Source organism: Myxosarcina sp. GI1 (genome assembly GCF_000756305.1).
Classification (GTDB): domain Bacteria; phylum Cyanobacteriota; class Cyanobacteriia; order Cyanobacteriales; family Xenococcaceae; genus Myxosarcina.
This window is the reverse complement of the sequence record NZ_JRFE01000022.1, coordinates 200,015-225,863: the sequence shown is the minus strand read 5'-3', so window position 1 is coordinate 225,863 and position 25,849 is coordinate 200,015. Positions and strand designations below refer to the sequence as shown.

Here is a 25,849-nt window from a genome sequence, read left to right as displayed (position 1 = left end):
AATTTGGCACTAATGTATAGTTAAACTAACTAAAAGCCAGCAGTTCGAGTCGGGAAAATTTTAATTTATTTAATATCGTGTCCGAACCAACATCATTATCCGATCGCTATTTTCAATTAATCGATCGCATTGTAGACAATACTCTTAAAGGCAAAATTGCCTCTACAGAGCGAGTCTATAGAATGTTATTACAGTCAGTAGAGGTAGGTACGGGAGAAATATTTGAACGCTGTCTGGCGCAGAGAATTAGCACAACTCAAACTCAGTTAGCTTCTAAGCTCAAGGCAACGCGAATTTTGAAAGCTTTAGAAACAATCGAAAAACAGTGGCAGAGGTGGCAACAGGAAAATCAAGCCACTGTAGAGGTAACTACCGCTGTAGAACAAATTTTAGCAGCAGAAAGAGAGCAATACTTTCAGGCGATGGTTGAAGCGCTCGATCCCAACCGAGAGCGACCTCTAAATCAAGATAAATTAGCAAAACTAGGGCAAGAGCTAAGTTCAGCAGCAAAGCGAGAAACCGATAGTCAGTTAGCCTCAGATTTACAGCAGTTAGCTGCTGGTATCGAGCGGGGTGTGCAATCTTTTACAGCTATAGAACCAGATTTAATAAGCTGGATTTATGATTCGGGAAGTCGCTTTAGTGGCTTTGGTGCCGAAAAACCCAACCCTTGGCGCACTTGGTCGCAAAAAGTAGATAGTCTGCTACCAAAACAGCTATTTCAGTGTTTGGCTCAAAGTCAACCTCTAACTAATATCGGACAAGTAGCGAACAATTTAGAATTAAAAGCCTGGGTGGAACTAGCAGTTTTGCTGCAATATTTGCAGCGAGGCTTAGTTACTTGGTTTGACAAACAGCCTTATAACTCTAAGTTTGGCAAACAGCTTTCTTACAGTACGTTTTTGACTTTTGCGGTTGTTTGGTGCGAGCTATGGCAGATGCTTATTAACAGTAGAGGGAAATTAGCACGGGGTTGTTTTTTAATGATGCTGCAAATTTTACGAACTTTTGCCCGACGGGATGATTTTCCTCTTTATAGCGGTGTATTTGTCTCGTTTTCAGGAGAATATTTACAAAACACTTTAGAATATTTTGACGAACCCCTCAAACAAGCGGCAGAAACTACTGAAAAAGCTCGTATTTTAACTTTACTTGGTTATTCCCAAAGAACTGTAGGACAGTATGCCAAAGCAGCAATCTTTCACGAAGAAGCTTTGGCGATCGCTAGACAGGCTAAAGATCTTGACTGTGAAATAGCCAATCTCAATCATCTTAGCCGTACTTATGCCAATCAGAAAGACTATAGCGAAGCGATTAATTCTAGTCAAAGAGCTTTAATTTTAGCGAGACAGGTAGGAGATAAATTAGGTGAAGCTAATGCGCTAGTAAATTTAGGTTACAGTCAGGTTTTGTCAGCGCGTCAGCTAGATAGCATAAACTCTGAAGTTTACAGTGAAGCCATTCAGTATCTAGAACGAGGCGTAGAACTCGCCGATTGGCAGGGGGATTTTCAAAGTCAGGCTTTTGGTTATAGCAGTTTGGGTATAGCATACGTAATTTTAACTCGTCCCACCGAAGCGAGCGCCGCTCTGACTAAAGGTGCAGAGTTAGCGCAATATTCAAAGGATGTCTATCTACAGGGACTGAGTTTTTCCTATATGGCTGAGGCTTGCTATACGATTGAAAATCGTGCCAATGCAGTGGGTTTTGGCAGCGTAGGAATGTATCTTCTCAAACAGATTAACTCTACAGAGTGGCGACAGGCTGCTGGTTTATTGACAATTTTACAAGGACAAATCGGAGAGGCAGAGTTTAATAGTTTATTACAGCAACAGCGATCGCAAATTATAGCTTTAATCGGCGTAGATGGTTATGACTACGTACCAGAGTTATTAGCAGAGTATCGGCAAAGATAATTCGATTGGCATTAGATTCAATAGCTTTTAAAAATTTTCCCGTACGGACAAGGCGCTGCTTTGCCTCTACCAAATACGCTACATTTAATTTGGTTCGATCGCACTATAAAAGATTTTGACTGCTAAAAGACGACTGCGAGACATTTTAGTTAATGCCCCTCAACTATTACGCCTAGTTTGGCAAGCTACACCCAGATACTTGTTACTTTCTTTAGGAGTAACTGCCTGTAGCTCTTTACTACCTGCCCTCATGTTGCTAGTCAATAAAGCGATCGTCGATTTAGTAGTTGCTAATTGGGGCAATAGCAATTTTGTTTGGCAACCCTTAGTCAAGCTAGTATTAATGCGCTTGGGGCTGAGCTTATTGCAAAGTATTTTGACACAAGCCAATCTCTATATCGCGCAAATTTTTAACGATCGCTTTGTCTTTCATGCGAATAAAGTATTGCTAGAAAGAGCGGCAAGTTTGGATTTAACTCATTTTGAATCTTCAGAATTTTACGACACTCTCAATCGCGCTCAAAACAGCGGTAGCGTCTATCCTAAAAGAGTAGTTGAAGTCTTAAATTCTCTGTTCGGACAGGGAATAACTCTAATAAGTCTTTTAGGTTTACTGCTACAGTTTAACTGGGCAATCGTGCCGCTTTTGGTGCTGACTTCTTTACCTGCTTTCTGGACGAGTATTGTCTATTCGGGTAGACGCTTTTGGATGATGCGCCGCGAAACCGAAAGCGGTAGATTATCAGATTACTTACAGCATGTTTTAACCGATCGCGCTTTTGCCAAAGAAGTTCGTTTATTTAACTTAGCCAGACATCTACTAGAACAGTGGCAGAACATTCGCACCGATTTTAATCGCAAATCTGCGGCGATCGCGGCTGAATACACCAAAATGCGTGGTATTTCGGGAATTTTAGTTAATCTGGGGTTTTATTTCGCCTATGGTTGGACTTTGGTTCAAACCATTAGAGGAGAGATTACTATAGGCGACTTCACTATGTACACTGGTGCTTTTAGTCAAGCACAACAGGTTTTTCCCAGTATTTTAGAAAGTTTGGCTCGGGTGTACGAATTTAATCTTTATGTCTCGCAATACTTTGAGTTTTTGAGCCTAAAGCCACGAGTAATCGATACCGTTCGTCCCCTATCTTTCCCCCAACCCATACGCCAGGGTTTGGTTTTAAAAGATGTTTCCTTTACCTATCCTGGAGCAACTCAACCTACATTACGTAACTTAAATTTAGAGGTAAAACCTGGGGAAAGTATTGCTTTGGTAGGATTGAATGGTGCGGGTAAAACTACTCTCTTAAAATTAATTACTCGTCTTTATGATGTCAGTTCGGGAGTTATAATCCTTGACGGTATTCCCTTACAGCAAATAAGCCTAAGCGAGTTACGCGATAATATTGGGGTACTAAATCAAGATTTTGCCCGCTATCAACTTAGTGCCAAAGATAATATCAGTTTTGGCAATCTATCGCGGCGAGACGATCTCGCCTCTATCGAACGAGCGGCAGTAGCCGCAGGTGCAGATCGAGTAGTTGCTTCTTTGGAACGGGGTTATCAAACTATTTTGGGCAAAATGTTTAAAGGCGGAATCGATCTTTCAGGGGGACAATGGCAAAAAATCGGTATGGCAAGAGCGTTTATGACCGATGCTCCAATTCTAATTTTAGACGAACCCACTGCCGCCCTCGATGCGATCGCCGAATACGAGCTATTTGCCAAATTTCGCGCTCTTACCGCAGGTAAAATGACCTTTTTTGTCAGCCATCGTTTTTCTACGGTACAGTTAGCAGATCGCATTGTAGTTTTAGAACAAAGTCGCATCGTCGAAGTAGGTTCCCATCGCGAACTAATGGCTCGTTCTGGTTTATATTCGCAGATGTTTCAACTACAGGCAGAAAGCTACAAATTAGATTGAATTATCTTTTCAACAATTGTCAATGAACAATTAAAAGTAGCAAGTAGCAATTTGCTTGTATTCACTTTGTCTATGAAGCAAAAACTTAAGTAGAAACGGACGCTGGAGCGTCCCGACGTTCTCCGAACGGCGGCGAGGATCGCCGCGCTACTTGTTATCTGTTAATTTCTTTAATTGCTCATTGTTCATTACTCATTGCTCATTGATATAGCGATCGCCAAGCTTAATTTTTACCCAATTGTTCGATCCATTGTAATAAAGGGAACAATAAGAATATCACGATTAAGTTTATTGACCGATCTAAATTAATTTTTACTAAATTCTATGTCCTTTGCGATCGAAAACGGGCTATTCAAACTCAAAATAACCGACTATCATGCAATTTTAGCGGTGTCATTGGATGCAGATGCCAAACAAATACGTTTGAGGTATTTAAAAATCGCCCAAAAATTACATCCCGATACTTGTAAAAGCAATAAACAGCTAGCTAGTGAAATTTTATCCAAGCTAGTCAATCCAGCTTACGAAAAATTATCTCGTCAAAATACTTTTGCCGAACATCAAATAGTTTTAACTCAGTTAGGTAAACGTTTGGCAGAAAAAAAAGACCAAATCGCCATATCTAACGAGTTTGCTAAAGAGCTAGCTCAAGCAAATGATAAATTAGAGACTATATACGATCGCCATTTAAAAAGTCTTGCTGCAAAACAATATGAATCGTTAGAGCAAGTATCGGAAAATATTGCGCTATTGAGCGAACTCAATCTAGTTTATTTGATGCTTAAGTGCGAGCGCGATGTTAGCCGAGAAGAGAAAGTAAAGCGACAACAACCAAAACCCAGTGCTTCACAACCAGCACCGACAAAGATTCAAAAAAACCCTACTCAATCTCCAACTGAGGAAACAACAGCTGAATCGATTGTCGATTCTTATTTACGTCGCGCCAAACAATATTTGGAAAAAAATAGTATTTTAGAAGCAATTGCGGAACTTCGAGACGCACTTAAAATAGAACCTCAGAACAGTTCGATTCACGCTTTGTTGGGTAAGGCATATCTTCAGCAAAGACAACTAACAATGGCAAAAGTACATATCAATAAAGCTTGTCAGGCAAACCCCAAAGATCCTGTAGCTCTAGAAAGTAAAAAAGAATTAGAAAAGCTAACCAAAAATACAGATAAATCTAAATCTACCAATCCAAATCTGAAAAATAAATCTGATTCATCTAATAGTAATGGATTTTTTGGTGGTTTATTTGGCTCGAAGAAAAAGTAGCTTTATGGGAGACTGAGAGACTAAGAGTTTCACTATGCTAGAGACTTCCCCCAGTCCTCCAGTCCCTTGTCTTTCGCCTAGAGCCTATAAATCTTGCTTTTCACTGTCTAAGGCAATTACTCCAAGATTTTTCAACTGAAATTTCTCAATTTGGTCTACGGCTTTTATTACTGAAGACTTTTGAGTTTGTCCAACTTTGACAACCATAATAATTCCATCTGCATGAGCGGCTAAAAAGCTAGTGTCCATATAAGTAAGAAAAGCTGACGTATCGTAAATTACCAGATCGAACGTTTCCTGAAACTTTTGGTTTAAATTTTGCATGCGATCGGAAGCCAGCATTCTGGTTGAATTTGGCAATACTTCTCCTGAAGTTAACACAAATAGATTTGCTCTTTGGGGATCTCGCTGAATAAAATCATTAAAATCTAAATCTGTTTGCTCGCAAAGCAAGTCGCTCAATCCTGTATTATTAGCAAGATTTAATTTGTAATGAATACTAGGAGTGCGGAAGTTGGCATCGACGAGTAAGACTTTTTGACCCATTGCTGCTGCTGTTTCGGCTAGAAGTAGTGCAATAGCAGATTTTTCATCTTTTTCCGATACAGAAGATATTATCAACGAATGTATTTGTCGGTCGTTGAAACGCAACTTAATGTTTGCATAGAGTGAGTCAAAAGCATCTAGAACTGAATAGTTAGAATTAACCTCTTCACGCTCGTCTTCGCTATTAAAAGGAATCACACCTAAAAGAGGTGAATCTACCTGCTCTACAATATCTTCGGCACTATAAAAAATATCGCGAGATTTTTCAAAAACAACGCTAGTTCCAACTCCCAAAAACAAGCTGCCCATAAACAGCATCATTAGTTTCTTTTCCGAGTCTCCAGGAAGCGGAGCGGGATTACCTGTAGCATCACTTAATAATTGAGGAGAAGATACGATTTCCCAGGGAACTTGACTTTGTGCTAATTCAACTCTTAAAGCATCTCTTTGAGTCAAAAGTTGCTCTAAAGTTTGGCTGGCAATAGCTAATTCTTTTTTAACTTCAGTGTATTGGCGAGATACTTTGGGTAATTGCTGTGACTGTTGTTCTAGCTTACTTTTAAGGCTTGCTAAAGAACTAAGCTGAATTTCTAATAGTTTTGCTTGATTTGTAGCTGCCACTAGCTGCTGAATCATATTTGAATTAACTGAACTTTGAAATTTCAGCAAAGGAGAATTTTGGAGTTTGCTATTATAGCTCTGTCCTAAAATGCGCTGGGTTTCTCTATCTAATAAAGTAAGCAGCTTTTGGCGTTCGTCGTACAGCGTTTGTAATTGAGGACTATCGTTTTGAAATAACGCTGTTTTGGCAGAAATATCAATTTCTAATGTCTTTAAACTGTCCAAAAGTTTTTGGTAGTTAGGACTTTCGCTAAGGGTGAGTGCTTGAGTCGCTTCTTGAGGACTCATATTTAATTGTTGCTCTAGATTTCTTTTTAGTGCTTTTTGCTGTTCTAATTCACTTTGAGTTTGTAAAAACTGCAAATTTGCATTATTGATTTCTTTAAGTAAATCTTCGCCTTTAGCTTCGGGATCGATAAATTTATTTTGTTCTCTTAATTGCTGTAATTTTATTTGTAGATTACTTACACGCTGATTTAGTTCTGGCAGTTGTTGTTCGATAAATTCAACACCCTGACTAATTTCGTTTTTGCGATCTTCAAGAGAGTAACTTAAATACTTTTGGGCAGCTTCATCTAAAACCAAACTCACCAATTCGGGATTTGAATCTTCATAGCTTACTTCGATAATTTTGGTTCTATCTAACATATCTTCGTCTTCTATGTTAAGTCTTTTTATTTTTAAATTATCTCGAAGTTCTTTTTGAGTAAAAGATGGATACTGAAGCCGCACGCGATCGCCAATAGAAGCCAGCATTGCAGGACTTTTTAAAATTGTGATTACCGTAGAGTAATCCATTTCTAAAGAACCTACATTTCCTGCTTTACTAGAACTAGTAAGAGTGCTAGGCTCAGAATATTTCGCTTCTGATGTCACTGGCTCTACCAAGAGTTGAAAATCGCCACTATAGGTAGGTAGAGTAGAACTGGCGAGCCAAGTAACCAAAGTTATAACGCCAGAAATTCCTGCAATAGGTAAAGCATTTCTTTTGACAGTTTTTAATAAACCAGAAAAATTAAATCCCTGCTGAACTGGAGCAATTGGTTCGTTTTCAAAATCATTAAGTAAGTTTTGCATTTTTTTATATATAACTTAGATTTTTTCAAGTAAGGCGTAACTTTTGTAGAAAATAAATATGTAGTTAAATTGTAACTTCATTTTTTTGTAACATCATTCCCGAGTTAATTGGATCGAAATCTTTGGGAAAAATAGTTTGATGGTTATATTTTGCTCTGTCTATACGTACTGCTTTTAAAATGGTTCCTTGAAGATTGGTTCCTCTAAGGTCTGCATATCTTAAATCGGCCCGCCAAAGATTTGCCTGTACTAAATTGGCATTTTTTAAATAAGCTTTTTGTAAGTTAGCTAAAGATAGATTAGCTTTCCATAAATAAGCATTTTTGAGGTTTGCCTCTTCTAAATTAGCTTCCTCTAAATTAGCTTGTCCTAAATCTACAAACCACATTTGGGCTTCTTTAAAAGTTGCTTTTTTTAAGTTGGCATAACCAAAATCTGCTTTATATAAAAAAGCTTTAGATAAATTTGCCTCTCTCAAGTTAAATCTGTTGAAGTTGGCTGATTCTAAATCTGCTTCTATCAAACTAGTTTTACTTAAATCGTTAACATAAAACAAATTTTCGTCAGTATTTTTATTATTGACTATATATTTTTTAAATAACTGCTCTATATGTTGCTTCATCGATAATTTATTATGTTTTAAAATAGTAGTTTAAATTTTTGACTATTGAAAAGACGAAAAGAGATATACGATGTCGGAAGTGTTGTTAATAGTCTCGATCGATAAAAACCAATTAAGTTCTGGCGGTACTTTTTGAAAGCTGACTGTTTGGAACCTCTCGTTCTGTCCGAATCCATTGCTGCTGAGGTTGATTGAAAAAAGCAAAATATATAGGAAGCTTCCAAAAGACATAGACAGGTATGCTTAACAAAGCTTTTAAAGAAAGTATTTGACGACCAAATTTAGCCCAGGCTGCCAAAATAGCCACGACTAAGAGTATTCCTTCAAAGATTGTCAGATAAATACCAAGGTTCCACTGTCCTTGTAAAATTCCTGCGGTTATTCCCATTACTGTCACCACGAACCAAATAGTAACCAAAAGAGATAGAGGAGGAACGGATAGATCCAATGCCATAAAAACTAAATCTAAACGTCGTTGCATCCATGCTTCTTTAAGTAGACGAGGAACTTGAGTGCGTAAAGTAGATAAATGACCGTGTTCCCAGCGAGTTTTTTGAATGGTAGCAGCCTGGCTTCTGCGAGGCAAAGCACCTATTACTTTTGCTGTCGAACAAAATAGCGGTGAATACCCCGCAATAGCTAAGTCTATACCAAGCTGCATGTCCTCAACTAAATTATCGTCAGCTAGTGGAACTTGACTAATAATTGACCAGGGAAAAGCCATACCCGAACCCGTAAGTAGGCAATGATATCCCAGACGATTTAAACCAAGCAGACGTACGAAGTTTTTGACCGTCAGAGCAAACATAGAAATACGGTCTTTGAGACTGGTTTCATCTGGCTGTTCCATTAAGTAAGTAGCTTGAACTGGTCTACCCGTAGCGATCGCTTGTCTTGTAAGGTGTTCGATAGTGTTTGGCGCGATAATACAATCTCCATCGAGAATTATCACAACTTCTGGGGGAAGCTTGCTAACAAACTCAATGCCGCAGTCTAACGCATATCCTTTTCCTCTATGAGAGGTATTTTTTCGTTCGATTACTGTAGCAGTATATTCTCTTGCTATTTCTACCGTGCGATCGCTGCAATTGTCGGCAATGACTATTAGTTCGTCTTGCTTGGTTAGCTGAGGCAGCACCGAAGCAAGAGTTTTTCCAATTAAGGCTTCCTCGTTATATGCTGGAATCAATACAGCAACTTTTGGTCGTGATTTCAAACTAGCTGCCTTTAGGTCAACTTGTTTTTGGTTGGGTAACAAAGCAGCCAGACATTCAATAAATAAAACCGCGATCGGTATTAATAATGCTAAGGCAAGCAAAATATAAATATGCTCTACCGATACTAATTGTGTGTAACTTAAATTCATTTACTTATAAATATAGATAGTAATTACAATAATGTTTTTGCGTTTGAAGTAAACCAAAACGCTTGCTTTTTAGTTAATTTAAAATTAACTTTTGGTTTTTAGATTTTGCCAAACAAATTTGTCAAACAAACAATATATAGACATGAGATCGGCAAAAAAATATATTTTTCATTCTCTTGTCTTAATTTGGCTTTAAAAGCTCTCACCAAAGTTTTTGCTTAAGTAATATACGTATGGCGTTTTAATTTTTGTTTTTTGTTAAACACTTTATAGGTGACAAAGTTTATCTACCTAGCCAAAAAATAACTGTATAGCTGCTCGTATTCGATAGATAGGGTTGGTTTGTATTTCTATTAAGACATATTTTTTTGAACATTCAAATGAAGATTCGATAAAAAGTGTTTGTAAAATATGTCGGCAATTAATGCTCGAAATATATTAAATTCAAGATAAATGATGGGTTTGCGGCATATACTTAAAGCTTTACAAAATCGATATGAATTCCGCCAAATAATAGGTTTTTAAAAGCTAGATAAATTTTTTTAATTTGCTTTATTCGTATTTTTACCTGAATTATGCAAAAGTCAATTAATCAGTAGCTTTGCAGTTTCGACTTGTAAAATTAAAACTTTATATAATTTTTATACAACTAAAATATACAAAATCATCGGTTACGATGTTTGGTATCAATCTTTTAATTTAATAACTATTAAGCACGTAGTTAAAAATAATAACTATTACTAATATTTCGTGATGAAAATTGCTTATTTAATAAATCAATATCCTGCGGTTAGCCATAGTTTTATACGACGAGAAATTCAAGCCCTAGAAGCAGAGGGATTTGAAGTTTTTCGATTTTCGATTCGCCGCTCTCCTTCTGAAATAGTCGATCGCGCTGACAAGTTAGAGTTAGCCAAGACTAGATTTGTCTTAGAAGTAGGCATAGTTGGTTTGCTTGTAGGTTTATTGCGGGTAGCCATAACTAGACCCAGACGATTTTTAATGGCAACCAAGTTAGCGATCGCCTGTGGTTGGCATAAAGATCGGGGAGTTTTAGTTCATTTAGCTTATCTAGCAGAAGCTTGTGTACTGCTAGGTTGGGTGACAGATGCAGGTATAGATCGCCTTCATGCCCATTTTGCCTTCAATCCTACCGCTGTAGCCATGTTGTGTCGCGTCTTAGGAGGACCGCCATACAGCTTTACCGTTCATGGACCAGAAAGCATCGATCGCGCAGTGATATTGTCTTTAGAAGAAAAAATTAAACGAGCGAGTTTTGTCGTAGCCATTAGTTCTTATTGTCAGAGCCAGCTTTATCGTTGGTGCGATCGACAATACTGGTCGAAGATACACATCGTTCGCTGTGGTTTAGACCGCTCCTTTTTCGAGCGAGAGATAACCCCCGTACCAGAAACTTCACAGTTAGTTTGCGTCGGCAGACTAAACGAACAAAAAGGGCATTTATTATTGTTAGAAGCAGCCCATCAGCTAGCTTTAGAAGGAATTAAATTTAAGCTGGTTTTAGTAGGAGATGGCGAACTAAGAGCGCAAATTGAAAGCGCGATCGCTCGATATAAGTTACACGATTGCATTACCATTACTGGCTGGGCAAACAATGATGAAGTCTGCCAACAGATGCTTAATTCGCGAGCTACAATTCTGGCTAGTTTTGCCGAAGGTTTGCCCGTAGTGATTATGGAAGCTTTAGCTTTGGGTCGTCCCGTAGTCAGTACCTATATCGCAGGAATACCCGAACTGGTAGAACCCGAAGTTTCAGGTTGGTTAGTTCCTTCTGGTTCGGCAGCAGCTTTAACTAAGGCGATGCGTCAGGTGCTGCAATTACCTACAGAGCAACTGAGTCAAATGGGTCGCAGCGGAGCGGCAAAAGTAGCTCGTCAGCATGATGTAGCGATCGAAGCTAAGAAATTAGCCGCACTATTTAGACAACAGGAATTTCAAATCAAACAGTTAACTACAGAAATAGCGATCGAGCGAGTACCAGTAAGTAGTTCTATTTAATCAATAATTCTTTTTTTTACTCATACACCCCACAACTACCCATGTCATCAGCTACTTTCAAAAAACGAGCGATCGCAGGAACCGTTTGGACTGTTTTTGGTTACGGAACTGGTCAAACCCTGCGATTGGGAAGCAATCTAATTTTAACTCGGTTACTCGTTCCAGAGCTATTTGGCTTAATGGCTTTGGTCAACGTTTTTATCATGGGGTTAAATCTCTTTTCCGATATTGGGATTGTTCCCAGCATCATGCAGAATAAACGAGGAGAAGATCCCGCTTTTCTCAATACTGCCTGGACAATTCAGATAATCCGGGGGTTTATACTCTGGCTTGGTTGTCTGGCAATCTCCTATCCAGTAGCTCAGTTTTACGAAGAACCCAGACTGCAATGGTTGTTGCCAATAGTTGGTTTAAATTCAATTATAGCTGGCTTTAACTCTACCAATGTTGCTACTCTCCAGCGTGAGATGGAAGTGGGTAAAGTAATCAGGTTTGAGTTGGGAGTACAAATTATTACGCTAACGGTTATAGTTATCTGGGCTTGGTTTAGCCCCAGCATTTGGGCTTTAGTAGCGGGAACTCTTACTTCAGCGATCGCAGAGTTAATCTGGAGTCATCGACTAAGCACTAAATTTTCCAATCGTTTTGCTTGGGATAAAGAAGCAGTCAAAGAACTTTCTTCCTTTGGTAGATGGATCTTTATATCTACTGCCATGACCTTTTTGGCTTCAGAAATAGACAGGCTGATGTTAGGCAAACTTTTTACTCTAGAAATGCTAAGTTTTTATATCATTGCCTTTACCTTTGCCGATATTCCCGAACAAATAGTAAGTAAAGTCAGCTTTCGAGTTTTATATCCTACGATCGTCAAATATGCCAGTCTACCCCGTAAGCAATTGCGCCGTAAAATTATCGAACAACGATGGTTAATTTTACTCGGTCAGGCAATCGCACTAACCATGATGGTTGGATTTGGCGATTTTCTAATTACCTTTTTATACGACGACAGATACGAGCCAGCTGCCTGGATTTTGCCCATTTTGGCACTAGGTCTATGGCCCTTGATGCTGTCGATTACTAGCGATAAAGCCTTATTTGCCATTGGTAAACCAAATTTTGTCGCCTGGGGTAATTTACTGAAGTTTATTTATATGGCGATCGCCTTACCTTTAGCATTTCAGTTTCAAGGTGTTTTGGGCGCGGTAATTGTAATTGCCTTTAACGATTTGCCCTTTTATGGCTTGACCGCTTATGGTTTATATCGCCAAAAATTATCTACGTTCAAGCAAGATATACTGGCGACTTTGGTACTTTTCGCCTTGCTAGGCGTAGTTTTGACAGCCAGATACATTTGGGGATTCGGACTTCCCATAGACAGAATTTTATAGTAAATAGGGATATTTTAAAAAATGAAAATTACATTTGTACTGCCTACTGTTAATCTTAGCGGCGGAATTCGGGTTGTAGCGATTTACGCTCGACTCTTACAACAGCGAGGACACAAAGTTTTTGTGGTTTCGGTAGCACACGAGCAGCCTAGCTTAACAGAGCAGTTTCGCTCTCTACTAAAAGGACAAGGATGGATCGATATACCCAAACATCTGCCCTCTCACTTCGACAATTTGGATGTACCCCACAAAATTATTCCTCAAGGACATCAGCTTGCAGATGAGGACGTACCAGATGCCGATGTAGTAGTCGCCACGTTTTGGTATACCGCCGAATGGGTAGCCAAACTTTCGCCACAAAAAGGAGCCAAAGCCTATTTCGTTCAAGGACATGAAGTTTTTGGTGGTGCTGGCGCGGCAACTTATCAGCTACCCCTGCACAAAATCGTTATTTCTCAATTTTTGCTCAAACTGATGCGAGATAAATACGGCGATCCCAATCTTTCCTTTGTCCCCAATAGCGTCGATCTCCAACAGTTTAATGCACCTATTCGTAGCAAACAAAAAGTTCCCACAGTGGGAATGCTTTATTCCACAGAAATAGAGAGGGGTTGCGACATAAATCTTCGAGCTATTGCTCTAGTACAAAAAGAAATTCCCAAACTACGTTTAGTTGCCTTTGGTGTTTCTAAGCCAAGTTCGGAATTGCCCTTACCGCCTAATAGCAAATATGTGCGACAGCCATCCCAAGATACGATTAAAAATATTTATGCACAATGTGATGCCTGGTTGTTTGGTAGTCGTGAGGAAGGCTTTGGTTTGCCTATTTTAGAGGCAATGGCTTGTCGTACTCCAGTTATTGCTGTTCCTGGCGGTGCCGCTCCCGAACTATTAGCAGATGGTAATGGAATTTTAGTCGAGCCAGACAACCCTTTAGATATGGCAAAAGCAATTAAACACGTCTGCCAGTTATCTAATAGTGAGTGGCAATCTATGTCCGAGCGGGCATACAGCAAAGCTGGCAGCTATAGTTGGCAGGATGCGACTTCACTTTTTGAAGTTGCATTACAAAGAGCGATCGAGAAGCAGCAGCCTTCTAGCCTGTCTACTGCTAGTGCCATAGCATGTAAGTAATGAGTAACGAGTAATGAGTAATAAGTAACGAGTCAAAATATTCTACTTGCTACTTGCTACTTGCTACTTGCTACTTTCTACTTTCTACTTTTTACTTTTTACTTGCTACTTTTTTTACTTTTTACTTTCTACTTTTATAAGTCTTATGTCTTTTCTCGTTTACCTGGTAATGTTCGGCTGGATACCGCTTATTTGTTATTTCTTTACCCGTTTTCCAGCCCGTCAAGCGGTTATTATCGGCTTTATCCTGGCATGGTTATTTTTGCCTCAAAAAGAATTTCCCCTACCAGGACTGCCCGACTATACCAAAATGTCTGCCACTTGCTATGGCATTTTAATCGCTACAGTTATTTATGATGTCAATCGTTTGCGTAGCTTTAAATTTAGCTGGGTTGACTTGCCCATGTTGGTATGGTGCTGCTGTCCTCTTGCGTCATCTGTAACTAACGGCTTGGGACTTTACGATGGCTTTTCAGAGGTTTTGATGCAAACTGTAACCTGGGGCGTTCCCTATTTTCTAGGTCGCATATATATTAATAGTTTGGCTGGACTTAGGCAGTTAGCAACAGGCATTTTTTTAGGTGGATTAGTTTATGTTCCTTTGTGTTTGTATGAAATCAGGATGAGTCCCCAACTGCATCGTCTAGTTTATGGTTTTAGTCCTTTTTCTTTCGCTCAAACAATTCGTTACGATGGGTATCGTCCATCGGTATTTATGCAGCACGGACTGGAAGTGGGCATGTGGATGATGGCAGCTACTTTTATCGGTATCTGGTTCTGGAAGTGTAATGTTGTTCGACAAGTTGGGAGATTTCCTATTTCCTGGTTGGTATCCGCACTGTTAATTACTTTTATTTTAGTTAAATCCACTGGAGCATATTTTTTACTATTTTCAGGCATCTTGGTAATGTTAGTTGCCTGGCAATTTCGTACTTCGGTTACGATCTTATTTTTTATTGCCTTTATTACTATTTACTTAGCCCAAAATAGTTTGACTGAAACTTATGTTTCCGATCAAATAGTTCATTCATTGTCAGGAATAGTTCCCGAAGAGCGTATCGAATCTATAGAATTTAGATTTAATAATGAAGAAATGCTGACAGATAAAGCTAGGGAAAAACTAGTTTTTGGCTGGGGCGGTTGGGGTAGAAGTCGAATATATGAATATAACTGGGAAAACAAAAAAGTTGATATTTCTATTACTGATAGTTTGTGGATTATTGCCTTTGGACGAAATGGATTAGTAGGTGTAGTAAGTGTATTTTTGAGTTTTTTCTTACCTGCGATCGCCTTTATCAGACGCTACCCTGCGGTTCATTGGTTTAATCCTAAAGTTGCTCCTGCTGCTGCCATATTGACAATCACGATTTTGTATATGGTAGATAGTTTGTTCAACGCCATGCTTAATCCTATCTTTATCTTCGCCTGTGGTGGTGTAGCAGGTGCGGCTATTAGTCAAAGCTATAAATCTCAAGTAAAACGAGCTTTAAACTATTCTAAATCCGAACAGCTCGTACATCAGCAAAAATTGAAGATTCAGTAAATATTTGGGTGAAACTACTTAGTTTAAAAAAAAGAATGACAAAATTGAAATAACAAAAAACTCTATTCAGATAAAAAATCAGCAAACTATTTTTATTGATATTAGGACTTAAAAATATTAACAGCAAACTCTATTAACTTGCAAGTAAATAAGCATTTTTTTTTATTAGTTTTTAATTACAAAAATATTTTAATTACAAAAATATAATCAGCGAGCAGATGCAAAGTATTTCTAGTACAACTCAAAAAAATTGGCAATATTGGCAACAAAAACTATCTGGTACTCTACCTGCGATCGAATTGCCAAGCGATCGCCTACGCACACCTACAGTTAACAGCAGTTATGCTTCCTATTCATTTAAACTCAAAACCGAACTAGTAGAGCAGCTAGAGCAGTTATCAGTTCGACAAGAAACACCGTTAGAAACAGTTTTGTTAGCGGCTTTTAAAATCTTTCTCTATCGCTACACCAACCAGGAAGACATGGTGGTGTTTGCTCCTAATCTAGCTAAAACTGAGAATAACGCGACTCCAGTTATTTTACGCTCTAGTTTGGCAAAAGATTTGAGTTTTACTGACTATTTAGCTACAGTACGCCAAACAGTATTAGAAGCTTTCACTCATAGAGAATATGACTTTGAACTACTAAAAGATAAATTGTTGTCGGTACAAGACTGGAGTTATTTTAGAGTATGGTTTGATGTTCGAGAAGAAAGTGCGATCGAGTTAAAAAGTAACGAATTCGATCTATGTCTAGAAATAGCCCACAGCAAAATTTTATCGGTCAATTTTAAATACAATAGCGATTTATTCGATCGCTCTACTATCGAACGCATGGCTAGACATTGGCAAACTTTAGTCGAGCAAATTTTAGCTACTCCAGATCGAGCAATTTCTCGGTTGCCTTTATTATTGCCAGCAGAACAAGAGCAGTTACTACAAAACTGGAATCAAACTCAAGTCGCATATCCCAGCGATAAATTAATCCATCAACTATTTGAAGAACGAGTAAAAGAAAACCCCTCAGCAGTAGCAGTCGTATTTGAAGAACAAGAAGTAAGCTACGGAGAATTAAACCGCAGAGCCAACCAGCTAGCACACTATCTACAAAGTCTGGGAGTAAAACCAGAAGTGCTAGTAGGCATTTGTATCGAACGTTCGGTAGAAATGGTAGTAGGTTTGTTAGGCATTATCAAAGCTGGTGGTGCTTATGTACCTTGCGATCCTAACTTACCCGAAGAACGCTTGAGCTATATGCTAAATGACTCTGGGGTTGAGGTATTGTTAAGCCAAAAATCTCTAGTAGCAGCTTTACCCAGCCACAATGCCAAGGTAATTTGCTTAGATAGCGATCGCGCTGAAATCGAGGCATATAGCCCAGAAAATCTCGATATAGATATAGATGCCAACAATCTCGCCTACGTCATTTACACCTCGGGTTCGACTGGCAAACCCAAAGGAGTGATGAATACTCATTTTGGTATCCACAACCGTTTGCGCTGGATGCAGGCAGAGTATCAATTAAATAGTAGCGATCGCGTAGTGCAGAAAACTCCCTTTAGTTTTGATGTCTCGGTATGGGAATTTTTCTGGACGCTAATGACAGGAGCGACTATTGTAGTTGCCAGACCTGAAGGACACAAAGACAGTAATTATCTAGCGAATTTAATCGCACAGCAGCAGATTACTACTATGCACTTTGTCCCTTCAATGCTGCAAGTTTTCTTACAAGAACCAAACTTAGAACGCTGTAGTTCTCTAAAGCGCGTTTTTTGTAGTGGCGAAGCTTTACCCTACGAACTTACTCAACGCTTTTTCTCGCAACTTAACTGCGAACTGCACAATCTTTATGGTCCTACAGAAGCGGCGATCGACGTTACCTACTGGCAGTGTCAACCACAAAACGATTCTAATATCGTGCCTATCGGTCGTCCCATTGCCAATACTCAGACTTATATTTTAGACGAACACTTTGAGCCAGTTCCTATCGGCGTTTTAGGCGAATTATATCTCGGTGGAGACAATCTAGCGCGTGGCTATCTCAACCGTCCCGAACTGACTCAAGAAAAATTTATTATTAACCCCTTAGCTAATACACCATCGCCACGCCTTTATAAAACGGGTGACTTGGCACGCTACCGCAGCGATGGTAATATTGAATTTTTAGGACGTATAGACCATCAGGTTAAGCTGAGAGGCTTTCGGATCGAACTGGGAGAAATCGAAGCAGTCTTAGACGCACATCCGCAAGTTCAACAGTCGGTAGTATTGGCAAGTGATGACTTGACTGGTAACAAACGCCTGGTGGCATATTTAGCTAGTAGCGAAACCTTGAGTAGCGATCGCCTGCGAGAACATCTTTTGGCCAAGCTACCAGAATACATGGTACCTTCAATCTTTATTACTCTAGATGCCATACCCCTTACCCCCAACGGAAAAGTAGATCGCCGCGCTTTACCCGCGCCAGACATCAGACAGGCGATGGAAAAATCCTATCAAGCTCCTAGTACAGTTCGCGAACAGTCCCTTGCAGACATTTGGAAGAGCGTTTTGAATCTAGAAAAAGTCGGCGTTGAAGATAATTTCTTCGAGCTTGGCGGTAATTCTATTTTGGCAATGCAGGTTATTGCACAGATGCGATCGCAGTTGGGTATCGATTTAGCTCTCGATGCTATTTTTAATGCTCCTACCATTGCTAAGTTGGCTCAAACTATCGAGCTTCAAGCTACATCGGAACAAAAAGTAACAATCCAACCTATAGAGCGCAACAAAGAATTATCCCTTTCCTCTTCCGAACGCAGTCTCTGGTTTTTTGAGAAGTTAAATCCGCAAACTGCTGTTTATAACATTCCTCTGGTTTTCAAACTCAAAGGTGCAGTAAATATAGAGGTTTTAGAACAAAGTCTCAATCGCATCGTGCAAAGACACGAAATTTTCCGCACTGCTTATCCAGAGGTAAACGGACAACCACAAAAGGTAATTGCCACAGAGCTAGCAATAAAATTAGCAGTTTTCGAGCTTTCTGACACTTCCGAGGCAGAAGCGTGGGCAACCAGAGAAGCCAAACAGCCATTCGATCTGGCTAAGGAACCATTGCTAAGAGCTATATTATTATCTTTAGAATCGGATGAATACTGGCTGGTAGTTACCTGTCACCACATTGTCTTTGACGGCTGGTCGATTAAAATTTTATTCGACGAGTTAGCAGGTTATTATGATGCGCTGATTAATAATTCGGCTGTTAATCTTGAAGACTTGACCGTTCAGTATGTCGATTATGCTCATTGGCAGCAGCAATGGTTGCAAAGCGAAGAATATACCAAACAGCTTGACTATTGGCGCAAGCAGCTTGAAGGTAGTGCGCCATTGATGGAATTGCCTACAGATAGATCTAGACCTGCGGTACAAACTTATTTGGGCGATCGCCATTATTTTCAGCTAACTCCAGAACTCACCCAGGCACTTAATGCTTTAAGTCGTCAAGAAGGAGTTACTTTGTTTATGACTCTTTTGGCTGCCTTTAAAGTCTTACTCTATCGCTATACAGGACAGTCCGATGTTATCGTTGGTTCTCCCTTTGCCAACCGCAATACGGCTAATACAGAGCAGTTAATCGGCTTTTTTGTCAATACTTTAGTGTTACGGACTAATTTAGGAGACGATTTAAGCTTCCGAGAATTATTGAGTCGTATTCTGGAGACAACATCGGGGGCTTATGCTCATGCCAATTTACCCTTTGAAAAATTAGTTGAGGAACTACAGCCAGAGCGGAATTTAAGCTACAACCCTATATTCCAAGTCATGTTTGCCTTACAAAAACAGTTGCCGACAGCGCAATCGCTGTCGGGTTTAACCTGGGAAGTTGAGGAAAAAGGCACTGGTAGTTCGATGTTCGACCTAACCTTAGATGCGATCGAAACTCCTACAGGAATTGCAGGGTATTTTGAATACAATAGCAACTTGTTCGATCGCGACACTATTGCCAGAATGAATGCCCATTGGCAGACTTTGTTAGAAGGCATCGTTACTAATCCCAAAGCGCAAATTGCCTATTTACCATTACTAACTCCAGCAGAACAACAAACTCTAATCGATTGGAATCAACTTTGGGTTAACAAAACCGACAAAAGTAAAGATGTTCGACAGTTATTTGAGGCACAGGTAGAACGTACCCCCGATGCGATCGCGGTTGAGTTTGACGGTCGCCAGCTTACCTATCGGCAACTAAACCAAAAAGTTAATCAGTTAGCGCATTATTTACAAACTTTAGGAGTTGGCGCAGAAGTACTGGTGGGGATCTGTGTGGAAAGATCTTTAGAAATGATTATCGGTTTGTTAGGTATTTTTAAAGCTGGTGGTGCTTATGTACCTCTCGATCCCAATTATCCGCAAGATCGTTTGGCTTACATGGTTGCCGATTCCCAAATTGCCGTATTGTTAACTCAAGCCAAATGGCAAGCTCACCTACCAGAAACTCAAGCACAAATCGTCAATTTAGACTCCGATTGGGAACAGATTAGTAACTACAGTACCGAAAATACGGTTATCAACATCACGACCGATAATCTGGCATACGTAATCTATACCTCTGGTTCGACAGGTAAACCAAAAGGTGTAATGATTACCCATCAAGGTCTAAGCTGCTTTAGTCAATCGGCAATTAGAAGATATCGCTTCACCTCTAGCGATCGCATACTTCAGTTTGCCTCAATTAATTTTGATGCTGCGGTAGAACAAATCTTTCCTGGTTTGTGTGTGGGAGCAACTATAGTATTACGCACCGATGCGATGCTGACAGACTTGAAGACCTTTTTCTCAATCTGTGAAAATTTAGCTTTAACTGTATTGGGTTTCACAACCTCTTACTGGCATCAGCTAGCGGCAGAATTAACTGCTAAAGATATTTCTTTTCCAGAATCTCTAAGATTAGTAATTATTGGTGGCGAAGCAGTAATGCCCGAACCCGTAAAACGCTGGCAGAAAAAAGTAATTGAATCTGGCAAGCGCAATCGCCTAGAGTTAGTTAACTCTTATGGTCCTACTGAAGCTACCGTTGTTACCACGTCCTATACAATTCCAGCAGATAATTCTCTTAAAGGTGAAGTTCCTATCGGTCGTCCCTGGGGACATCTGCAAACATATATTCTCGATCGCCATTTACAACTAGTTCCCATCGGAGTACCAGGAGAGCTACATGTTGGTGGCGATAGTTTGGCAAGAGGATATCTCAACCGTTCGGACTTGACCGCAGCCAAATTTATTCCCAATCCTTTTAGTGAAGAAGCTAACGCCCGTATGTATAAAACTGGCGATTTAGCACGCTATCTACCTAATGGAGAAATTGAATATTTAGGTCGCATCGATAACCAAGTCAAAATTCGTGGTTTTCGTATCGAATTGGGTGAAATAGAAGCCATACTCACACAGCATCCTAATATTAGTGAAGCAGCAATTATAGTTAGCGAGGATTCAACTTATGGCAAACGTCTAATTGCTTATTTAGTGAGTCGCTCGGAAAAACTGCAAACCAAAGAAGTACGTGCTTTTCTGCAAGAGCGATTGCCCAAATACATGGTGCCTAGTGGCTTTATGTTTTTAAAGTCTATGCCCCTGACACCCAACAATAAACTCGATCGCCGTGCTTTACCCGCTCCAGATATCTCTAGAGACGATACAGAAATAGCCAAACCTACCAATGATGTCGAACAAAAGCTAGTAGAGATTTGGTCTAATACTTTGGGTATCCATCCTATCGGTATTCAAGACAATTTCTTTGAATTAGGGGGACATTCCCTATTAGCAGTCAAGCTGTTTGGTGAAATCGAGCGGCAGTTCGATCGCAAATTACCTCTAGCTAGTCTATTTGAAGCTCCTACCATCGAGCAGCTAGCACTAATGCTGCAAACCCCTCAAAAGACTACTTCTTTTGATTCTGTAGTCAAACTCAAAGAAGGTACTACTCCACCGCTATTTTTAGTTCATGATGCCGATGGAGAAACAATTCTCTATTTAAATTTGGCACAGCATCTCAAACCAGAACAAACTGTTTACGGTTTAAGACCCTATAGCCAAGCTGGTTCGCCATTTCTCCATACTCGTTTGTCCGAGATCGTCGCCCATTACGTTAGAGAAATACGCAAAGTGCAGCCTCAAGGACCTTATGCCATTGGTGGCTTGTGTGCGGGTGGTGTCTTAGCCTTTGAAATTGCCTGCCAACTTCAGGCAGAAGGAGAGCAAGTTCCTTTGGTAGCAATTATCGATGCGATTAATCTGCAAGGAATAGAGCAAGATAACTTTAGTTCGGTTAACCAAGTCCGCAAACAAAACTTCCTCAAACTCATAGATTCCAAACAAGAAACTAACAAACTCAAATTTGTTACCAATATTTTGAAAGTTTTACCGAGAAAGGTATTCAATCTAGTTACTTACGAAATTAGTAGCAAGAGCGAACAGTTTACCGATAATCTGCGGATTAAGCTTTTAAGATACTGTCTCGATCGCCAACTTACTATACCTCGCTTCTGTCAAAATATTCCCCTCAGAAGCATCTATGCCTATGCCGAATCTGACTATCAGCCCTCAGTTTATCAAGGTCAATTAACCTTATGGCGAGCTACTGAAAAGTTAGAGCTAGACAATCCAGCCATAGACGATACGCCAGCAATCTTAGAAGTCAAAGATCCCTTACTCGGTTGGGGTAAACAAGCTACCAATGGAGTCGCAGCCCATGACATCCCTGGCGGTCACTCCAGTATGCTCCAAGAACCCCACGTGCGCGTTATGGCAGAAAAACTGCAACCATACCTCGATGCGATACTCAACGAGTAGCAAGTAGTTAGTAGGAGATAGTTAGGAGTCAGTGATTAGTGCTTAGTTGAAATAATACACCTGTTGCTTCCTATTTCCTACTTCTTATTTTTGACTTTTAACTTTTAACTTTTAACTTTTTATCATGTCCAACACCATTCAATCCGATGTACTGGTAGTCATCGTTAACTACCGAACACCAGACCTGACAATCAACTGTTTGCGCTCTTTAGTACCAGAAGTTCGTGCCGTACCAGGAATTACTGTTACGGTAGTCGATAACAACTCCGAAGACGGTTCGGTTGCTAAAATCCAACAGGCGATCGCTGCTGAAGGCTGGGAAGACTGGGCAAATTTATTACCATCTTCCCATAATGGTGGCTTTGCTTATGGTAATAATTTAGCTATGCGTCCAGCGATGCAGTCTGCTAATCCACCTACGTATTTTTTACTACTCAATCCCGATACCGAAATTCGTCTTGGGGCAATTAAAATTCTGGTTGATTTTATGGAATGTCACCCTCAAGCTGGTATTGCTGGTAGTGGTTTTGAATTAGCCGACGGCACTCCTTGGCAAACGATCCTACGTTTTCCCAGCTTGTTAAGCGAGTTAGATTCTGGTTTGCGCCTGGGTATAGTATCCAAACTTTTAAGCAAATGGGTTGTAGCTCGACCGAGCAATAATGAAATTTGCGAAACCGACTGGCTACCAGGAGCGAGTATGCTGATTCGCCGTCAGGTGGTCGAATCTGTAGGCTTAATGGACGAAGAATATTTTCTCTATTACGAAGAAACCGATTACTGTCTGCAAGTCAAACGGGCTGGCTGGACTTGCTGGTGCGTGCCTCAAAGTCTGGTGATGCACATTGGCGGTCAAAGTACTGGAGTAGATGTACCAGATTCACCACCCAAACGCCTACCAAAATATTGCTTTGATTCGCGCAGGCGATATTTTACTAAAAACTATGGCTTCTGGTATGCCGCGATCGCCGATTTACTTTGGATATTGGGGTTTTCTCTTTGGAAAATTAGACAAACCATTCAACGCAAACCCAACTACGATCCTCCCTACTATCTTCAAGACTTTATCCAAAACAGCGTTTGGCTTTACTGGCTACAAGGTTTGCGCTCTAAGCTGTCTGGTTTTAATTTTCGCTCTACCTAACTAATAAATAACTAATAAATATATGGACGCATTTAAAAATATCGTTCGSGAGCCAATCGTGTCGGTTATTATTCCTTCTTACAACAGTGCGGCTTTTTTACCAGCAGCGATCGCAAGTGTTTTAACGCAATCTTATCGCCACTTTGAAATTATCGTTGTCGATGATGGCTCTGTCGATCGTACCAGAGAATTGGCGACTAGTTACCCCGTAAAGTATATCTATCAACAAAACCAGGGAGTTTCGGCAGCAAGAAATCGCGGCGTTAGTGAAGCTATAGGAGAGTTGGTAGTTTTCCTCGATGCCGATGACATACTGTTACCCCAAGCACTAGAAATTGGTGTCGAAGCAATTACCTCCCATCCAGAATCTGGTTTTGTCGCTGGTTCGTGCCAAGAAATAGATGCTGGCGGAGCGATTATTTCTGAATCGAATTTAGCGTCAACTAGAATTGCTAATTATCAAACGCTATTGAGGGGGGAAGCGTTTGTACCTCCTTCAGTATTAATGTTTCGCAAAACAGCTATTAAATCAGTAGGAGGCTTTAATAATCGTTTTAAAGGAGCGGAAGACTACGATTTTTATCTACGTATTGCCCGCCAATTCCCGATTTATTGTCACAACCAAACTGTAACTTACTATCGTCGTCACGATAACAACGCATCTAACAACGCTATAGAAATGCTTGCGGGATGTTTGGAAATTCTCGATCTTAACTGGAAATTTGTTCGCGGAAATCGCCAATACGAACGAGCCTATCGGGCTGGTCGCAACTACTGGATACAGCTTTTTGGTCCTTACCTGATGTATCAGACAATTAGATATTTAAGGTCGAGACAATGGCATCGAGCCTTAAAAGCTTTGTTGTTTCAATTGCAAGTATATCCAAAGGGAATTAGTGAATATATCTTCGCTCATTCTTTAGTTAAATTTCGACACAGAAATTTTAAATTAAAAACACGAAAAATTTAATTAAACTAGTTAATTTTACTGATATTATAAGACTATAAACAGCAATGAATTAAATAAATTATTTATAGTCTGTCAACTATATTTTCGTTTTACGATTTTGGATAAACAATCACACTCGATTGGCAAATAGAGTTGGTTTTTAAGTCATATATTCTTATTGGTTTTTAATAAATAAACGTAAGCCAAATGAACAATCATATTATCAACAATACTCAAAATTCTCGAATTGCTATTTTATCGGAACGAGAACTCAACGATCATGTTGCTTCCTGCTGTATCTATGAATTTGAAGATGCGATCGCTAAATACGATCGAGTAGACTTTTTTACACCCAAATATTCTTATCAATCTGCTCACAGAAATTTTAAATGGGTAAAAAAATTTTCTAGATCGCCTCAGTTAGCCAATCGAGTTAAGTTCGACCGCAATTCATTTACTCTCGAACACGATTACGAACTTTTCTTCATGGTTTTAGATAATCCGAGTAAATTTATTGCACTTAATTCGATTAAAAATTGGCGGCAAAAATGCCAAAAAGCTGTCTGCTATATTATCGAAATTTGGGAAACTCAAATTCCACAGTGGAAACCAATTTTAGAATTATTTAAAGACTTCGACCATATTTTTCTAGGTCATGCTAGTTCTATTAAAGCGGTAGAAGAAATTACTGGTGTTCCCTGTAGCTATTTACCATTTGCTACTGATGCCATTAAATTTAGTCCTAACTCTATTGATTCACCTCGCGGTATTGACGTTACTAACATCGGTCGGCGTTCGGTAGTTACCCACCAAGCTTTATTAGAGCGAATGGAAGAAGGAGATTTCTTTTACTATTACGATACACCCAGAGATTTTTACATCCAAAAACCTCAAGAACATCGCACACTGCTGGCAAACGTAGCAAAAAATAGCCGCTACTGGATTACTAACAATCCCAATTTTAATGCCGACCCTCGCGAAAAGAAAGGACTGCAAAAAGAGTTGGGCTATCGCATTTTTGAAGGTACTGCTGGCGGTGCGGTTGCCATAGGCAATCAAACTGCTACAGAAGAATTTAAAAAACATTTTGACTGGGAAGATGCAGTGATAACAATTCCTGCCGATGCGGCTGATATTATCGATATTATTGCCCAACTAGATACACAAAGCGATCGCCTAGAAAAAATTCGTCGTCATAATGTTACCAATTCTTTATTAAGACACGATTGGGTATATCGCTGGCGACAAATATTAGAATCTGTCGGACTAGAAGTTACTCTAGAGGTTATCTTACGAGAAGCTCAGTTAAGAGAGCGGGCAGAAAGATTTACTCCCAGCCGTGTTTTGTCCCATGCAGCTTAAAAATAGCAGGTGCAGTATTTAGAGGTTACAGGTGACATGAGGTGAATGGTTTTTATAAGAAGTAGCGATTAGTAAGTAGACCGACAAACGGAAGAGACAGGGACAAAAAAGTTGGGATTTTTTTACTCTGCTTTTC

14 protein-coding genes are annotated in these 25,849 nt (G+C 39.7%); 11 read left to right on the top strand and 3 right to left on the bottom strand.

What is annotated here, in order from left to right; translation table 11 throughout:
- Positions 1-77 precede the first annotated feature (77 nt).
- The 3 genes from KV40_RS16370 (at position 78) to KV40_RS16360 (ending at position 5,115) form a co-directional block, all read left to right on the top strand.
- On the top strand, positions 78-1,916 hold the full coding sequence (locus tag KV40_RS16370; RefSeq protein WP_036483649.1) for a tetratricopeptide repeat protein: 1,839 nt from the start codon (positions 78-80) through the stop codon (positions 1,914-1,916).
- A gap of 115 nt (positions 1,917-2,031) precedes the next feature.
- A complete protein-coding gene (locus tag KV40_RS16365) occupies positions 2,032-3,840 on the top strand; it encodes an ABC transporter ATP-binding protein (protein ID WP_052055694.1) in 1,809 nt (602 codons plus the stop codon).
- A 324-nt stretch (positions 3,841-4,164) separates the two neighbouring features.
- Positions 4,165-5,115, top strand: a complete 951-nt coding sequence (locus KV40_RS16360; RefSeq protein ID WP_036483645.1) for a J domain-containing protein — start codon at positions 4,165-4,167, stop codon at positions 5,113-5,115.
- Positions 5,116-5,199: 84 nt separating this feature from the next.
- Here the strand turns inward: KV40_RS16360 and KV40_RS16355 are convergent, their stop codons facing one another.
- The 3 genes from KV40_RS16355 to KV40_RS16345 form a co-directional block, all read right to left on the bottom strand.
- The gene (locus KV40_RS16355; RefSeq protein WP_052055693.1) at positions 5,200-7,359 is read right to left on the bottom strand and encodes a tyrosine-protein kinase domain-containing protein; all 2,160 of its coding nucleotides are present in this window, start codon (positions 7,357-7,359) and stop codon (positions 5,200-5,202) included.
- Between the two features lie 64 nt (positions 7,360-7,423).
- A complete protein-coding gene (locus KV40_RS16350; RefSeq protein ID WP_052055692.1) occupies positions 7,424-7,981 on the bottom strand; it encodes a pentapeptide repeat-containing protein in 558 nt (185 codons plus the stop codon).
- A gap of 112 nt (positions 7,982-8,093) precedes the next feature.
- A complete protein-coding gene (locus tag KV40_RS16345; RefSeq protein ID WP_036483643.1) occupies positions 8,094-9,347 on the bottom strand; it encodes a glycosyltransferase family 2 protein in 1,254 nt (417 codons plus the stop codon).
- A gap of 753 nt (positions 9,348-10,100) precedes the next feature.
- Here KV40_RS16345 and KV40_RS16340 point away from each other — a divergent pair.
- From KV40_RS16340 to KV40_RS16305, 8 genes are all read left to right on the top strand, one after another.
- Positions 10,101-11,366: a glycosyltransferase gene (locus KV40_RS16340; RefSeq protein WP_036483641.1), complete on the top strand. Its 1,266-nt coding sequence runs from the start codon at positions 10,101-10,103 to the stop codon at positions 11,364-11,366.
- A 41-nt stretch (positions 11,367-11,407) separates the two neighbouring features.
- On the top strand, positions 11,408-12,754 hold the full coding sequence (locus tag KV40_RS16335; protein WP_036483638.1) for an oligosaccharide flippase family protein: 1,347 nt from the start codon (positions 11,408-11,410) through the stop codon (positions 12,752-12,754).
- A 21-nt stretch (positions 12,755-12,775) separates the two neighbouring features.
- Positions 12,776-13,888, top strand: a complete 1,113-nt coding sequence (locus KV40_RS16330; protein WP_036483635.1) for a glycosyltransferase family 4 protein — start codon at positions 12,776-12,778, stop codon at positions 13,886-13,888.
- Between the two features lie 145 nt (positions 13,889-14,033).
- The gene (locus tag KV40_RS16325; RefSeq protein ID WP_036483632.1) at positions 14,034-15,431 is read left to right on the top strand and encodes a hypothetical protein; all 1,398 of its coding nucleotides are present in this window, start codon (positions 14,034-14,036) and stop codon (positions 15,429-15,431) included.
- Between the two features lie 203 nt (positions 15,432-15,634).
- On the top strand, positions 15,635-22,258 hold the full coding sequence (locus tag KV40_RS16320) for an amino acid adenylation domain-containing protein (RefSeq protein ID WP_371260788.1): 6,624 nt from the start codon (positions 15,635-15,637) through the stop codon (positions 22,256-22,258).
- Between the two features lie 124 nt (positions 22,259-22,382).
- Positions 22,383-23,402 carry a glycosyltransferase family 2 protein gene (locus tag KV40_RS16315; RefSeq protein ID WP_036483629.1) on the top strand — a complete coding sequence of 340 codons (1,020 nt, stop codon included), beginning with the start codon at positions 22,383-22,385 and terminating at the stop codon, positions 23,400-23,402.
- Between the two features lie 22 nt (positions 23,403-23,424).
- Complete coding sequence (locus KV40_RS16310; protein ID WP_052055690.1) at positions 23,425-24,372, top strand: glycosyltransferase; 948 nt, start codon at positions 23,425-23,427, stop codon at positions 24,370-24,372.
- Positions 24,373-24,558: 186 nt separating this feature from the next.
- On the top strand, positions 24,559-25,713 hold the full coding sequence (locus KV40_RS16305) for a glycosyltransferase (RefSeq protein ID WP_036483627.1): 1,155 nt from the start codon (positions 24,559-24,561) through the stop codon (positions 25,711-25,713).
- The last annotated feature ends 136 nt before the right edge of the window (positions 25,714-25,849 follow it).

Bases quoted from the DNA above. Each gene is read 5' to 3' on its own strand.
- KV40_RS16360 (WP_036483645.1), top strand. From the start codon at position 4,165: ATGTCCTTTGCGATCGAAAACGGGCTATTCAAACTCAAAATAACCGAC.
- KV40_RS16355 (WP_052055693.1), bottom strand. From the start codon at position 7,359: ATGCAAAACTTACTTAATGATTTTGAAAACGAACCAATTGCTCCAGTT.
- KV40_RS16350 (WP_052055692.1), bottom strand. From the start codon at position 7,981: ATGAAGCAACATATAGAGCAGTTATTTAAAAAATATATAGTCAATAAT.
- KV40_RS16345 (WP_036483643.1), bottom strand. From the start codon at position 9,347: ATGAATTTAAGTTACACACAATTAGTATCGGTAGAGCATATTTATATT.
- KV40_RS16340 (WP_036483641.1), top strand. From the start codon at position 10,101: ATGAAAATTGCTTATTTAATAAATCAATATCCTGCGGTTAGCCATAGT.
- KV40_RS16335 (WP_036483638.1), top strand. From the start codon at position 11,408: ATGTCATCAGCTACTTTCAAAAAACGAGCGATCGCAGGAACCGTTTGG.
- KV40_RS16330 (WP_036483635.1), top strand. From the start codon at position 12,776: ATGAAAATTACATTTGTACTGCCTACTGTTAATCTTAGCGGCGGAATT.
- KV40_RS16325 (WP_036483632.1), top strand. From the start codon at position 14,034: ATGTCTTTTCTCGTTTACCTGGTAATGTTCGGCTGGATACCGCTTATT.
- KV40_RS16315 (WP_036483629.1), top strand. From the start codon at position 22,383: ATGTCCAACACCATTCAATCCGATGTACTGGTAGTCATCGTTAACTAC.
- KV40_RS16305 (WP_036483627.1), top strand. From the start codon at position 24,559: ATGAACAATCATATTATCAACAATACTCAAAATTCTCGAATTGCTATT.